This window comes from Rhodococcus jostii NBRC 16295 (assembly GCF_001894825.1).
Classification (GTDB): Bacteria; Actinomycetota; Actinomycetes; order Mycobacteriales; family Mycobacteriaceae; genus Rhodococcus_F; species Rhodococcus_F jostii.
Genome location: NZ_BCWY01000004.1, coordinates 207,256 through 222,056 on the forward strand (window position 1 = coordinate 207,256; position 14,801 = coordinate 222,056).

Below are 14,801 nucleotides of genomic sequence, written 5' to 3' on the forward strand. Positions count from 1 at the left end.
TTCTAGGAGATTGCTTAGAAACCTCTAGATAGTGCTACTGCCGGTTGCAGATGAACGATTACGCCACCTCGTCCTCTCCGCCGGCAGCGACTTTCCGCAGGCCACGATAGGCGCCTTCCGGAGTCTGCCGCCCCGCGACCACAGCTTCGACCTCGGCGGCGATGGGCATGTCCACGTTGTAATCGCGGGCCAACTCCATCACCGTCGGGGCAGTCTTGACGCCCTCAGCCACCTGCCCCAGCTTGGCGACAGCCTCGTCGACCGTCATGCCGCGCGCAATGAACTCACCCACCCGCCGGTTGCGCGAACTCGGGGCCATGCACGTGGCGATCAGGTCGCCCACCCCGGTGAGTCCCGCGAACGTCCGCGGATTCGCTCCCATCGCCTCACCCAGCCGGGTCATCTCCGCCAGCCCGCGTGCCAGGACCATCGCGCGCGTGTTGTCGCCGACGTCCAGCCCGTCGGCCATTCCCGACGCGATGGCCACGATGTTCTTCAGCACACCACCGAGTTCGCAGCCCAGCACATCGGTGTTGCGGTACACGCGGAACACGGCGGACGCGAACAACGGCTGCAACGCAGTCGCCACCCGGACGTCCTGCGTGGCGACGACCGATGCCGCAGCAAGTCCGTCGACGATCTCCCGCGCAATGTTGGGGCCCGCGAGAAGTCCGACCGGATGACCGGGCAGGCATTCGGCGATCACCTCGGTGGGACGCAACCGGGTTCCCGGCTCGAGCCCCTTCGCCAACGACAGCACCGGCACCCACGCCCGGACCTCGTTGGTGATCTGGGCGAGCGTGCTGCGGACCGCATGCGACGGCACCCCCACCACCAGGACGTCGGCTTCCTGCGCGGCCTCCACCAAATCGGCCGTGGACCGCATGGAGTCGGGGAGCGGGCGGTCGCCGAGGTAGCGGGAATTGCGGTGCTCGGAGTTGATCTCGTCCGCGGTTTCCGTGCTTCGCGCCCACAGCAGCGTCGGTGTGTTGTGGGCGGCCAGACCGGCCACCGTCGTTCCCCACGAACCGGCGCCGAGCACGACGACACGTACCGGCCGGGCCATTACCGATCACCCATCGAACTGATGCTGTCCATGACATCCAGCGTGGCACTTGCCGGGCGTTCACGAAGCTGATTCGGCAAGTCCCGGTGGCCGCTAACATCCATTCATGCGTGGACGAATTGCGGTACTTGCGGCGTGTGTCGGTGTGCTCGTTTCCACCGCGGCCGGCGAAGCACAGGCCTCGCCCACGCCGCTGAATGACGTGGCTGCGGTGCACGCGGCACTCCAGTCGGCTGCCATGCCGATCAGCACCCGCACCGCGCAGTCGATCGCGACGACCATCGAACGCGTCGCGAGCGGGGCGCCGCGATACAACTACTTCCCCCGATCGGTTCACCTCGTCGAGGGCACGGCCCAGCCGTTCCTCTACGACACCACGGCCGCGGACTGCCTCCCCGCCGGCTTCGGCGAACAGAACGATTCGGTCGGCATCGCACGAGCAATAGCCGGCCCCGCCGTCGACGAGAACCTGCCCGTCCCCGTCATTCCGCCGGGGAAGGTCAACGTCTTCTTCAGCGGGATGAACACGGCGATGTCGTCGCCGTTGCAGGCTGACCTCGTCGAAGTCGCGTGGCTGAACCTGAACACCATGCAGTCGGGGCGAGCACCGCTCTATCAAGAACGCCCCGCCGACTACATCGTCACGTTGTCCAACACCCTCGAGACGGGCAGGGGCACAATCGTGTTCGCCGTATTCGGAAGCATCCTCGACAACACCAGCAGAGCGCTGCCCCCGTGCGATTACGCGCCGGTGGTCGGCGTCGTCCAGGCGTGACCGCACGATCATGACGCGCGCAGGTGCGCCGGGGTTCCTTCGCATAGTTGCACGCCTCGCACAGGCCGGACCCGTTGCGCGCACTGGTCGGACCCGACTTGCCGTGCGGGCGGATGTGGTCGTGATGGCGGATCGGCGCATCGCACCACGGCGTTCGGCAGGTCCGGTCGCGGAGGTCGATCAGCTTCGCCAGACCCTTCGGGAACATCCGGGACTGCGATTCCATCGCCGTCAGCGCCCCCGACTGCGGGCAGGCGTACACGCGCTGCAGCGACACCTCGGTATCCGCACTCACCGCGTCGGCCACCCACTGACGGGCGATCCCCGCGGGCACCGGCCCGTACCCGTGCAACTGCGCCGGCTCGTTCCCACCAGCGAGCAGCGTTTCGTCCGACAACACCAGGTTCACCGCCACCGGCACACCGGAAGCCACGGCCTGTCCGGTGCCGCGTGCGAACAGCAGGTCCACCATCACCTGATTGCGAGTCCGTCCATCGCCGTTTCCCCTGGCGATGAGACTGTCCGCATCGCGGCCCAAGGTGGCCTGCAAGCATACGGCCTGCACCACCGGCATCAACACGCTGAGGTACGCCATGGAGTCCGGTGCGGGCCGCGTCGTCACCCGCCGTTCCGACACCGCCTTCTTATTCCGGCGGACCACGGCCGCGGCGTCGAGTTCTACCGCCAACGCCCGCGAACCCCAGATGCCGCCCACCGCGGTTGGGTGATTCCCTGCGCGCCAACGCAATCTGCGACGCGATCCCCCGGTCCCACTCGGCGCGCGGCACGCTGTCAGCCTTCCGCTCCGCCCGAATGCAGGTCGCGACGGCATCGGTGATCACAGCCTGTGCCGCACACCCCACCGACTTCAACGTTTCGATCGCATCGAGCCACTCGATCCCCAAGCCGGCATTCCCACCGGCCTCGACACACCGCAGCCGCGCGGTGAACACAAGCAACTCGTCCAGATCCGGTGCCATCAATTCCCCCACAACCAACCTCCCCCAAGGTCGTTCGAATATGTGTTCGACTGTATCAATCGAGCCCGGACAGGGCAATACCCCGGTCGTCGACTGGGTAACGTGGGCACGATCGGGGAGGGAGGTGTGATGACGGAGCGGGCTCAGCCGAAGTGGCGCAAGAGTATCTGGATGGATGTGACAGTGGTCGTGTCGGTGGTTGCGGCGGGGACCGTGGTTGCGGGCCTGTCGAACGAGCCTCCGGTGGAGATTCCGGGTTGTGACGTCGTCGTGCCACCGACGGAACCCAGGCGCTTCAGCGTCGGGTATTCTCCGTCGCAGGATTACGACAACGCGAAGTATCCGTGGTTCTCCGGTGCGAAGGCGACGGCGATGACCGACGCGATTCTCGAGTCGCTGCCCGGTGATGTGGACGTGGTGTTTGCCAGTCCCGTCGAGTCTTTCGAGTTTCAACCGATCGACGACATCGCGCAATCGCAGTTGCCCGACTTCGTCGACGCGGAACTGTTCAACGGGTCGACCAGCGCCCGCGGGTCGCTCATTCGCGACGGACATGTCGGCACGTTGACGGTGGATGTCCGTTCCTGGGATCGGCCGATACCGCCGTGTATTGCCGGTGCACAGGACCGACGGGACGAGCTTCCGAACGGCACCGTGCTCGATTCGCAGGACACGGTGGCGGACATCGGCGGGGTGCGGAGTGTGCGCCGCACCGTGGTGGCGTACCTACCCGACGGAACCAGGGTGGTGGCCCGGTCCGACGACAGCGCGCGCATCCCACTGACCCTCGAGGAGCTCAGTGCTGTTACCACGACGCCGGATTTGGCTGTCACAGCCGAGGTTCCGCCGGGCACACTGCCACCGATGCCTCCGTGCAGTGCGGATTCGAATGGGACGGGACCTGTGTTGACGCGAGAATCCGTTGCCGAACTCAACCGGGCGCTCGACGAGCGGTGGGCCGCGGCGCCGCGCACGGGCAGCTCCCTGGATCGTCCGCTCGGATCGCTGCGTCCGGGAGATTTCGGCAAAGACAATGTGTGCGAAGCGCTCACGGCCACATCCGGGGGTAGCTCCGGGCGGCTCGAGATCTCGATCCGGAGTGGCAGAGATGCGCGGTCGCCTCACGAGCAACTTCTCTCGGAACTCGATCGGGACCGGAAGGCCGAGACACTGCCGGACGGTTCTGTCATCGTCCGCGCGTCCTATCCTTCGAACGGCAGTGAATTCGTGTCGATTACCAGGCCGTCCGGTGCCCAGGTCGTGGTCAGCGCCTCTGCACCCGGAGCGTCCGCGTCGCCGTTGTCCTTGGCGGAACTCGAGTTCATCGCGACCACACCGGGGCTCGCGTCATGAGCACCATCGACCCGGCAGTGCTCGCTACCACTTCCGTGCGGTGAGCAGGAGGTACTCCCAATTCATCACGGTGCTGCCGGTTCCGTAGTCGTAGCGACGTGCGAGATCGGCGAGTTCGCGGTCCAGTGCGGCCACCCGGTCGGGGTCGCCGGCGATGTTCCGGTACACCGCGATGGTCGGGCCGTAACGGGTCTTGAAGTAGTCGCGGAAGTCTTCCGGTGATCGGAACTGGTCGACGCGCAACGTCTTCCGGGTCGCCACGACATCGGTGACCCGATGGGAGAACAAGGCCCGGACGTGGTCTTCGCGTCCCCACAGCGGCGGGGGCTGCGCACCGGGAGGGGGCGGTGGTGCGTACGGTTTCATCGTGGCGAACATCTGACCGATGAATCCTTCGGGCGTCCAGCTGAGCAGGCTGATCGTTCCACCGGGCCGGCAGACACGGACCAGTTCGTCGGCGCTCGCCTGATGGTGTGGGGCGAACATGACGCCGACGCAGGACATCACGGTGTCGAATTCGTCGTCGGCGAACGGCATGGCCTCGGCGTCGGCCTGCTGCCATTCCACGTGGGCTCCGACTTCGGCGGCGCGTCGGCGTCCGGCGTCGAACAATTCGGGGGTGAGATCGCCGGCCACGACGCTCGCGCCTGACAGCGCCGCGGGGATGGCGGCGTTGCCGGATCCTGCCGCGACGTCGAGAACACGGTCACCGGGCCTGATGCGGCTTGCCTGGACCAGGGTGGGCCCGAGGTCCGCGATGATGTCGGTGGCCAGGGCGGGATAGTCGCCGAGTGCCCACATCGCGCGGTGTTTGTTCTTCAGTTCGCGGTCGGCGTGCACTGCGTCGATCGTGTCATCCATGTCGGAACTCCAGGGAGGTCGGCTGCGTCGGTTGCGTTCCAGCCTGGGCGGACGGCGTCGTCTCCGACAGGCACCCTCGGGGTGGGTTCCGGTCACCCCGGGGCCGTCAATCCTGGTCGCGGAACTGCGCGGCGAGTTCGCTGCGCGAGCGGATGCCGAGCTTCGCGTAGACCCGGGTCAGGTGGTACTGCACGGTCTTGACGGACAGGAACAGCTCTCCCGCCGCCTCCTTGTTGCTGGCCCCGCCCGCGACGAGTTCCGTCACGGCGCGTTCCTGCGGAGTCAGTTCGTCGAGTGTGAACCGGCTGCGTTTGAGGTTGAGGCCGCCGGCCTTCAGTTCGCGGTCGCACCGCTGCACGTAGGAGGTGGCGCCGAGCGCGAAGTAGCTTTCTCGGGCGGCCTGCATGACGGCGTCCGCCTCGCGCCGCTTGCCTGCCCGGCGCAGGGTCTGGCCGTAGGCGAAGTTGACGCGGGCGCGGTCGTAGGGGAGCGGCAAGGTGTCGAGATGCGTCAACGCCTTCTCGAAGACGTCCCGGGCACCGTCGATGTCGCCTCGCGCGCCGGCGATCCGGCCGCGAGCGTAGCCGAGTCGCGCCATCGCGGACCGGTGCCCCCGCTCCGCGGCTCGTTCCTCGTGGGGGATGAGGAAGGTGTCTGCGTCGTCGACGCGACCGGCCATCACGAGCGCGTTCGCGTAGACGTCGGGCCACTGCCAGAAGCCGGGTTCGTCGATGCCCTCCCGGGGTTGCAGACGGGTGAGTGGCTCCAGCGCCCTGATGACGGTGGCGTAGTCGGCCTCGACCTCGGCGCACTGGGCGCGCGCCAGTGAAGCCGGAATGAACATCATCGGGTAGTCGTGCGAACTCGCCGCCGCAAGACGGAGGTGCTCCCGTGCCGCGGGCCAGTTGCCGCGCAGCGCGTGGGTCTGCGCGCCGGTCCAGTGCACAAGGGGCCGGACGAGGTCGAGCGCGGCGTCCTCGAGTTGGTGCCCGGCACGGTCGACGGTGGCGATGGCGCCGCTCCAGTCGCCGAGGGCGAATTGTGTTCGCGCCAGCCAGGCTTGCGCCCACAGCGAGATGCGCGTCGAGCCCATCCGGAAGGCCGTCGGGACGGCGCTCTCGAGTTCCTGACGTGCCGATTCGGGATCGTCCAGCGCCAGGTCGAGCCAGCCCCGGGCCATGTCGAAGCGCTGGGACTGGGCACCGAGGGCGATCTTCGCGGACAGTGTGTCGTATGCGGCCCGCGCCTCCCCGATCCGACCCGTGGCAGCGAGTCCGAGTCCCATGATCGCCGCCGATTCGACGGCCGACGGATCACACGGGTCGACGAGAGCGACTGCCCGGCTGGCCCATTCGACGAGGTCCGGTCCGTGCCAGCGGACGAGTGAGTCCAGGACGCGGCGCTGACAGATCAGCGCGGCGGTGGCCGGATCGGTAGCCGGGTCGCATGCGGACCACGACTGGGTGAGCAGCAGATCGGCCTCCGCGGGACGCCCCCGGAGGATCGCGAGGTAACCGAGCACGGCGTCGCGTAACGGACTCTCCGGGAAGCTCTCGATTTCCGGTGCGAAAGCCAGTGCCTGCGGAAGGTTGCTGGCACCGACGAGAGCGTCCACGGCGCGGATGAGGCGTTGTTCGCGTTCGCCGCGGTCCGCGGTGAGGCGGCTCGACTTGATCAGTGCGTCCGCGACCGCCGACCACGCCCCGACGGCCGCCCTGCGCGCGGAGTATTTGTCGAGTTCGTCCGCGAGTGCGGGATCGGCGAACGGGGCGGCAGCGGCGCGATGGTCCAGTCGCCTGCCCTCGTCCTCGACGATCCGTGCGGCATGGTCGTGCAGGTCGCGCAGTCGGATCGGCCCGAGGCTGCGGTATACGGCGGCGCGGGTGAGCGGTGACGGGAAGGTCAGCACGGTCACGCCGCGACGCTCGCCGACGGTGAGAAGGCCTGCCCGATGGATTTCGTCGAGGGCCTCCACCGGATGCTCGATGCCGGCGAGTGCGGCAGCGTCGGCGAATCGGGGATCCCCGGCGAGGACGGCAGCCGATTCGACGAGCGTGCGGGCGGGGGGCGAGCACGCCGACAGCCGCGCCAGTACCTTCGCGGCGAAGGTGCGCGGCACCGGGAGGACAGGTTGCCACTGGCCCCACGCGCTCGGATCGACTTCCTGCAGAAGCTGCGTGAGGTGCCGAGGGTTCCCGGCAGTGTGCTGAACCAGTTGGTGCGCCACCGGGACCGGAAGGGCGACGTGCGCAAGGTCGTTCGCGAGTCTCCGGAGGTCGGACGCATCGAGTGGGCGCACGCGTATCCGGTGCCGCCGATGCCGGTCGAGAAGGTCGAGAACGGTCGCGGGAACACCGTCGGGCGGCTCCGAGTTCGTGACCAGGACGATCATGGCCGGCCGGTCGAGGAGATGCACGGCGGACGTCAAAGCCTGCAGCGAGACGACGTCGGCCCAGTGCGCGTCGTCGAGCACGACGACGAACGGTTCGTCTCCGGCACGTGTGGCCACGGCCGCGACGAGGTCGCGGGCGACGTCGACGGGGTCCTCCGACGTCACGCCCGCACCCAGGAGCTGTTCGGCGACGCCGAAGGGATGACCGGACGCCCACGGCGCGCAGACTGCCGAGAACGCGGGCAGGCCGGGATGCGCGGCGAGGAAGTGCTCCACGAGCGTGGTCTTGCCGATGCCCGGAACACCCTCGACCACGACGACGACCGGCACGTTCTCGGTCGCCTCCTGCAGGACGGCCGCGAGTTCGGCGAGCTCGCGGGAACGTCCGACAAGCTCCATGTTGCCTGGATCACTCACACCACTCACCGTATCGCGACGCGTTTTTTCGGCGTGTGCCTGGCGAAAACGTGGATCGCTTGTAACGTGAAGTGAGAAGCTGCTGGTCAGCTCGACCACGAGTCGAAGGATTCGGTGCATTCATGACGACGGAGGCGAACTCCACAAAGCTGGAGCGGGTGGCCATCCGCTTTGCCGGCGACTCGGGCGACGGCATGCAGTTGACCGGCGACCGGTTCACGTCGGAGGCGGCGGCGTTCGGAAACGACCTCGCCACCCAGCCCAACTTCCCCGCCGAGATCCGGGCGCCGCAGGGCACGCTCCCGGGTGTGTCGTCGTTCCAGATCCAGATCGCGGACTACGACATCCTCACAGCCGGCGACCGCCCGGACGTCCTGGTCGCGATGAACCCGGCGGCGTTGAAGGCGAACCTGGCCGATCTGCCGCGCGGCGGCATGATCATCGTCAACACGGACGAGTTCACCAAACGGAATCTCGCGAAGGTCGGGTACACCGCCAGCCCCCTCGACGACGACTCCCTCGAGGACTACGTCGTGCACCCGGTGGCGATGTCGACGTTGACGGTCGGCGCGGTGGAACCCGCCGGCCTGAGCCGCAAGGATGGCGAGCGGGCGAAGAACATGTTCGCCCTCGGGCTGCTGTCGTGGATGTACAACCGGCCCACGCACAGCATCGAGCGGTTCCTGCAGACCAAGTTCGCCGCGAAGCCGCAGATCGCGGAGGGCAACCTGCTCGCGTTCAAGGCCGGGTGGAATTACGGGGAGACGACGGAGAGCTTCGCGACCACCTACGAGGTGTCGGCGGCGACGCTCCCGCCCGCCACGTACCGCCAGGTCACCGGAAATACCGCACTGGCCTACGGGGTGGTGACGGCGGGCCGGCTGGCGTCGCGGGACGTCTTTCTCGGGACCTATCCGATCACCCCGGCGTCGGACATCCTGCACGAACTGACCAAGCACCGGAACCTCGGCGTCACCACGTTCCAGGCCGAGGACGAGATCGCGGGGATCGGCGCGGCGCTGGGCGCGTCGATCGGAGGTGCTCTCGGCGTGACGAGCACGTCCGGTCCCGGGCTGGCGCTGAAGAGCGAGGCGATCGGGCTGGCGGTGATGACGGAGGTGCCGCTCCTCGTCATCGACGTCCAGCGTGGTGGCCCCTCCACCGGCCTCCCGACGAAGACCGAACAATCGGACCTCTTGCAGGCGATGTACGGCCGCAACGGTGAGTCGCCCGTCGCCGTGATCGCGCCGCGCTCACCCGCGGACTGCTTCGAGGCCGCGGTCGAGGCCGCGCGGATCGCGTTCACGTACCGCACCCCGGTGCTGTTGCTGTCGGACGGCGCCATCGCGAACGGCAGCGAACCGTGGGCCATCCCGGACGTGTCCGCACTGGAGCGGATCGATCCCGGCAGCGAGACGGCACCACCGGTGGACGGTGAGTTCGCGCCGTACGCCCGGGACCGGGACACGCTCGCGCGTGCTGTGGCGATACCGGGAACCCCCGGACTCGAACACCGCATCGGCGGTCTGGAGAAGGCCGACGGCAGCGGCGACATCTCCTACGATCCCGCCAACCACGACCTGATGGTCCGGTTGCGGCAGGCGAAGATCGACGGGATCGCGGTTCCCGACGTGGTCGTCGACGACCCTTCCGGGGAGGCCGACCTGTTGCTCGTCGGGTGGGGCAGCTCGTACGGGCCCATCGGCGAGGCCTGCCGGCGTGCGCGTCGGGAGGGTAAGAAGGTGGCCCACGTACACGTGCGCAACCTCAACCCGCTGCCGGCGAATCTCGGTGCGGTGCTGCGCAGCTACGGCACCGTCGTCGCACCGGAGATGAATCTCGGCCAGCTGGCGATGATCCTGCGTTCGAGGTTCCTGGTCGACGTGCAGTCGGTGACGAAGGTGCAGGGACTCGCGTTTCTCAGCGACGAGCTACACGAGGTGATCGACACTGCCCTGACCGGAACGTTGCGTGAGCACGAGCTCGCGAAGACCACCGACGCGCTCGCGTCGGCGACCTACCGATCGACCGGACCCCGGTGGGAGGAATCGGTGTGACACAGATGATCAGTCGTGTCGGTGCAGATCTCGGACTGAGCGCCACCGCTCACGTTCCGACCACCGACGAACCGCAGAAGGCCAAGGACTTCACCTCGGACCAGGAGGTCCGTTGGTGTCCGGGGTGCGGTGACTACGTCATTCTCGCCACCATCCGAAGTTTCCTGCCGGAGTTGGGACTCCGACGCGAGAATCTGATGTTCGTCTCCGGCATCGGATGCTCGAGTCGGTTCCCGTACTACCTCGACACCTACGGCCTGCATTCGATCCACGGCCGCGCCCCGGCCATCGCGACCGGTTTGGCGGTGACGCGACCCGACCTGTCGGTGTGGGTGGTGACCGGTGACGGCGACGCCCTCTCGATCGGCGGCAACCACCTCATCCACGCCCTGCGGAGAAACGTCAACATGACGATCCTGCTGTTCAACAACAGGATCTACGGGCTGACCAAGGGGCAGTACTCACCGACCTCCGAGGTCGGCAAGATCACCAAGTCGACACCGCTGGGGTCGGTGGATCACCCGTTCAACACGCTGTCCCTCGTGCTGGGAGCGGAGGCGACTTTCGCGGCCCGTGCGATGGACTCGGACCGCAAGGGTCTGACGGAGGTGCTGCGGCAGGCGGCGGCGCACCGCGGCACGTCGTTCGTGGAGATCTACCAGGACTGCCCGATCTTCAACGACGGCTCCTTCGACGTCTTGCGCAAGGACGGGTCGGAGCAGCGCCTGATCCCGCTGACCCACGGTGAGCCGATCGTGTTCGGCGGTGCAGGCGAATACTGCGTCGTCCAATCGGGTTTCGGTTTGACGGTGGTCGCGACCGTCGACGTCGACCCGGCCGAGATCGTGGTGCACGACGCCCACACCGACGACCCCGATTACGCGTACGCGCTGTCGAGGCTCTCCGATCAGGACCTCACCCACACCGTGACCGGGGTGTTCCGCAGCGTCGCGCGGGACACGTACGACGACATGGTTCGCCTGCAGAACGAGATCGCCCGGGAGAACGACCCCGTCGACGACGGCTCGCTGCAGCGCCTGCTGACCGGTCACGACACCTGGACGGTGGAGTAGGTGGTCGCCGGCTCGGGACGGGTGGCTCGTGCGCGTGGGACGAAGAAGGTGACGAACCCGCCGAGAACGGCGATGCCCGCGAAGACGTAGAACGCCACCTGGCTGCTGATGCCTGCGCTGATCAGGGCGCCGCCGATCAGGGGGCCGAAGATGCCGCCCAGCCGGCCGAACCCGGCGCACCAGGCAACGCCGGCGCCGCGTGCGGACGTGGAGTAGTAGTTGGAGACGAATCCGTAGATCAGGACCTGGGTGCCGATGGTGCCGACTCCGGCGACGGCGACGGACGCGAGGAGCACCGGCAGCGGGAACCCGAGCGTGAGAAGTATCAAGGCCAGCGCGGCGAGCCCGAACGTCGTGGCGACGACGCGTTGCGGTCCGATGCCGTCGGCGACCTTGGAGGCGATCAGACCGCCGAGGATGGCGCCGCCGTTGAGGACGAGCAGAAACGACAGCGAGCCTTTCGCGTTGAAACCTGCGTCCTCCATGATCTTCGGGAGCCAGGTGTTGAGCCCGTAGGTGAGCAGTAGTCCGGAGAAGCTCATCAGACCGAGAAGCGCAGTGCCCCAGGCGTAACGGCGCGTCGCGAGTGCGGCGAAGCCGACCTTCTCGTCCGACGCCCGTTCCGCGGCGATCTCCTGGGCGCCGGGCATCGGGATTCCCGTGCGTTCGGAGATGCGACGCGCCTTGTCCTCGTGTCCGCGGGCGACGAGCCACTTCGGTGACTCCGGCAGTTTCACGAGCGCCAGCGGCAGCAGGATCACGATGGGCAGGGCGCCGATCCAGAAGAGGCCGCGCCAGCCGATCGTGTCGCGCAGGACGATCGCGAGCAGGGATGCGAGCACTCCGCCGGCGGGGACGCCGCTGTAGACGACGGCGTTGTACAGGTTCCGCTTTCCGGGAGGTGCGAACTCCGCCACCATCGCGCCGGCGGTGGCGACGAGGCCACCGACGCCGATTCCGGTGAAGAAGCGCAGCAGACCGAACATGGTGACGCTCGTCGACATCGCGGCGAGGCCCATTCCGACGGAAAACCAGGCGATGTTGATCAGCATCATCCGTCGGCGTCCCAGGTAGTCGCCCACGGCGCCGGCGGCGAGTGCGCCTACCATGACGCCGATGAGGGCGTACGAGCCCAGCGCACCGGCCTGCTGGGCGGAGATCTCGCCGAGTTGACCGGGATCGTTCATCAATGTCGGCAGGATCGTGCCGTACACGACGAGGTCGTAGCCGTCGAAGATGATCGCGAGGGTGGCGATCGCGACGATCCAGGTGACGGCGCTGCGGTGTCTTGGGCCGGCCCAGGTGTCGGGGGTGGATGGATTCATGGTGATCTCCGCTCGGTGAGTGTGACGGGGAACCGGGTCCTGCTCGTAAGTGCGCTGTGTCACAGGTGAATTCAGCTAGAAAAATGCCCCATCGACGAGACGAAATGATGCGTCCCGCCGATGAGGCGGTCGAGAGCTGTGAATTGCTAGCCCAGGTCGCCACCGGCGACGGGCAGTACCGTCCCGGTGATGTAGGTGGCTTCGTCCGAGGCGAGGAAGACGATGGCTGCGGCCTGCTCGTCGAGCGTTCCGTACCGCTTCATCAGCGATGAGTCGACCGTCTGGTCGACGATCTGCTGGTACCAGACCCTTTCCTGATCGGTCTCCGCGCCGGGGCCGCGGGGAACGCGCCGGGCCGGCGCCTCGGTGCCGCCGGGAGCAGTGGCCACCACGCGGATTCCGTACTGCGCGGCCTCGAGAGCGAGGGCCGCGGTGACGGCGTTGACGCCACCCTTCGATGCCGCGTAGGGCACGCGGTTGACGCCCCGGGTGGCCACGGAGGACACGTTGACGATCGTGCCCGACTGCTGCGCGATCAGGTGGGGAAGGACGGCGCGGCACGTCCACAGCGTCGGGAACAGTGACCGCTGCACCTCCGCCTGGATCTGCTCGGCGGTGTAGTGCTCGTACGGCTTGGCCCAGATCGTGCCGCCGACGTTGTTGATCAGCACATCGAGCCGGCCGTGCTGCTGCCGTGCCTCGTCGATCGCCGCCTCGGCGTCGGCGAACTGCTCCAGATCGGCGGTGATGCTGTGCGCCTCGGTGCCGTTCTCGCGCAATCCCTTCGCGACCTCGTGGACGAGTTCGGCACGGTCGATCAGGATCACCGACGCGCCCTCGGCCGCGAGCCGGGTGGCGACCGTCAGGCCGATGCCCTGCGCGGCACCGGTGACCGCGACGACCTTGCCGTCGAAGCGGTGCGGGGTGACGAATCCGCTCATGCGACGGCGCTCCTCTCGATGGCGCGGCACATGGTGGCCTTCGCGTGCGCGCTGTGGCTGACGATCAACTCGTGAGCGGCGGCCCGGTCACCCTTCTCGAACGCGGTGACGATGTCGAGGTGGTCGTGCTGGATGTGCTCGTCCACCCAATCCGCCGTGCGGAGCACCTTGCTCATCAGCTGCGTGACCTCCAGGCGGTTGTACGCCTCGAGGAGCACGTCGTTGGCGGTGCACCGGAACAAGAACTCGTGGAACGCGGCATTGGTGTCGGTGAAGGCGCCGGCGTCCGTGAAGTGGTCGTTCTCGATCGACTCGCACGAGGTCTCGGCGAGGATTCGGTACTCGGACAGCTGTTCCTGCGTCATCCGGCCGATGGTCAGTTCCATCGCACCGAGTTCGAGTGCCATGCGGGCGTCGAACTGCGCGTCCGACTCGGACAGCGGCTGGTGCTCCTCGCCGATCTCGTACTCGGGGGCGGCCTCGACCGTGTCGGTCACGGACGGTGTGGATTCCTCGGACCCACCCGGCGTCGCCGCATTGTTGAACTTCTCGAAGTAGAAGTTCGCCGGCGTGACGCCCTCCGACTTCAGGTGGTCGCGGACGGCCTCGACCATGGGCGGCGGACCGCACAGGTACACGTCCACGTCGCCGTCGTTGAGATGCGCGGGCTCGAACAGGCCGGTGACGTACCCCGTGTTCGGGGCGCTGCTGGCGGGGTCGGACACGCAGTAGTCGAACGTGAACTGCGGCAGGGACTTCGTGTATTCCTCGAGCTTGTCGAGCTCCACCAGGTCCGCGTCGGAGGAGACGCCGTAGACCAGGTGCACGGGGTGGTCGGCGGCGTCGGTGCGCATCTTGTCGAGGATCGACAGCAGCGGGGCCAGCCCGGTGCCGCCGGCCAGCAGCAGAGCGCGGCGCTTCTGCTCACGCAGGAAGAAGCTTCCCATCGGGCCGGTGAACTCGAGTGTGTCGCCGACCTGCGCCCGCTCGCGCAGGTACTCCGACATCAGGCCGCCGTCGGTGATCTTGACCAGGAACGACAGGTCCTTCGACGTGGGGCCGGTGCTGAACGAGTACGAGCGTGTCGCTTCGGTCCCGGGAACGGTGATGTTCACGTACTGCCCGGGGAGGAAGACGAGGTCGTCGCGGTTCGCGATGTCGATCGTGAACCCGATGGTGGTGTCGGAGAACTTCCGGATCTCGGTGATCGTCGACGAGAACGTCCCCGCCGCCGTCTTGGCGACGTCGGAGGTCGTCGGAATCTGCAGCACCAGATCGCTTTCCGGCATCATCTGGCACGGAAGGCAGAAGCCCTGCTCCGCCTCTTCGTCGGTGAGCGCTTCCTCGATGTAGTCGCCGCCGTCGTACGTGCCGGATTCGCAGAGCGACTTGCAGGTGCCGCACGCCCCGTCTCGGCAGTCGAGGGGGATGTTGATCCGCGCGCGGTAGGACGCGTCGGCGACCGTCTCGTCGCCGTCACACTTGATGAAGCGGGTGATCCCGTCCTCGAAACTCAGTGCAACTTGGAAAGTCATGGAAAACAGCTCGATTCGCAAAGATT

General features: G+C 67.5%; 10 protein-coding genes and 1 pseudogene. 4 read left to right on the top strand and 7 right to left on the bottom strand.

What is annotated here, in order from left to right:
* Window positions 1-58 precede the first annotated feature (58 nt).
* Complete coding sequence (locus RJ1_RS04950) at window positions 59-1,066, bottom strand: NAD(P)H-dependent glycerol-3-phosphate dehydrogenase (protein WP_073358856.1); 1,008 nt, start codon at window positions 1,064-1,066, stop codon at window positions 59-61.
* 106 nt (window positions 1,067-1,172) lie between these two features.
* Between RJ1_RS04950 and RJ1_RS04955 the strand changes: the two genes are divergently transcribed.
* A complete protein-coding gene (locus RJ1_RS04955; RefSeq protein ID WP_073358857.1) occupies window positions 1,173-1,841 on the top strand; it encodes an Rv1157c family protein in 669 nt (222 codons plus the stop codon).
* A 34-nt stretch (window positions 1,842-1,875) separates the two neighbouring features.
* Here RJ1_RS04955 and RJ1_RS04960 read toward each other — a convergent pair.
* Window positions 1,876-2,833: pseudogene (locus tag RJ1_RS04960) on the bottom strand (HNH endonuclease); the annotation flags it as partial.
* A 159-nt stretch (window positions 2,834-2,992) separates the two neighbouring features.
* Here RJ1_RS04960 and RJ1_RS04965 point away from each other — a divergent pair.
* Window positions 2,993-4,174 carry a hypothetical protein gene (locus tag RJ1_RS04965; RefSeq protein WP_240319910.1) on the top strand — a complete coding sequence of 394 codons (1,182 nt, stop codon included), beginning with the start codon at window positions 2,993-2,995 and terminating at the stop codon, window positions 4,172-4,174.
* Window positions 4,175-4,198: 24 nt separating this feature from the next.
* On the opposite strand, the gene RJ1_RS04970 is transcribed toward RJ1_RS04965, so the two are convergent.
* Together RJ1_RS04970 and RJ1_RS04975 are read right to left on the bottom strand one after the other, a co-directional pair.
* Window positions 4,199-5,035 (bottom strand): class I SAM-dependent methyltransferase, encoded by an 837-nt coding sequence (locus RJ1_RS04970; protein ID WP_073358858.1) that lies wholly within the window; start codon window positions 5,033-5,035, stop codon window positions 4,199-4,201.
* 106 nt (window positions 5,036-5,141) lie between these two features.
* The gene (locus tag RJ1_RS04975; RefSeq protein ID WP_073358859.1) at window positions 5,142-7,844 is read right to left on the bottom strand and encodes a helix-turn-helix transcriptional regulator; all 2,703 of its coding nucleotides are present in this window, start codon (window positions 7,842-7,844) and stop codon (window positions 5,142-5,144) included.
* A gap of 122 nt (window positions 7,845-7,966) precedes the next feature.
* Here RJ1_RS04975 and RJ1_RS04980 point away from each other — a divergent pair, with 122 nt between their 5' ends.
* Both RJ1_RS04980 and RJ1_RS04985 read left to right on the top strand, forming a co-directional pair.
* On the top strand, window positions 7,967-9,901 hold the full coding sequence (locus tag RJ1_RS04980; RefSeq protein ID WP_073358860.1) for a 2-oxoacid:acceptor oxidoreductase subunit alpha: 1,935 nt from the start codon (window positions 7,967-7,969) through the stop codon (window positions 9,899-9,901).
* 5 nt (window positions 9,902-9,906) lie between these two features.
* Entirely contained in the window at window positions 9,907-10,974 is a 1,068-nt protein-coding gene (locus RJ1_RS04985; protein WP_073358908.1) for a 2-oxoacid:ferredoxin oxidoreductase subunit beta, read from the top strand.
* Here the strand turns inward: RJ1_RS04985 and RJ1_RS04990 are convergent.
* From RJ1_RS04990 to benC, 3 genes are all read right to left on the bottom strand, one after another.
* A complete protein-coding gene (locus RJ1_RS04990) occupies window positions 10,950-12,299 on the bottom strand; it encodes an MFS transporter (protein WP_073358907.1) in 1,350 nt (449 codons plus the stop codon). The two genes, RJ1_RS04985 and RJ1_RS04990, sit on opposite strands and share 25 nt — an antisense overlap.
* A 146-nt stretch (window positions 12,300-12,445) precedes the next feature.
* A complete protein-coding gene (locus RJ1_RS04995; protein WP_073358861.1) occupies window positions 12,446-13,240 on the bottom strand; it encodes a 1,6-dihydroxycyclohexa-2,4-diene-1-carboxylate dehydrogenase in 795 nt (264 codons plus the stop codon).
* A complete protein-coding gene (gene benC / locus RJ1_RS05000) occupies window positions 13,237-14,775 on the bottom strand; it encodes a benzoate 1,2-dioxygenase electron transfer component BenC (RefSeq protein WP_073358862.1) in 1,539 nt (512 codons plus the stop codon). The genes RJ1_RS04995 and benC overlap by 4 nt, the downstream gene beginning before the upstream one ends.
* Between the last annotated feature and the right edge of the window lie 26 nt (window positions 14,776-14,801).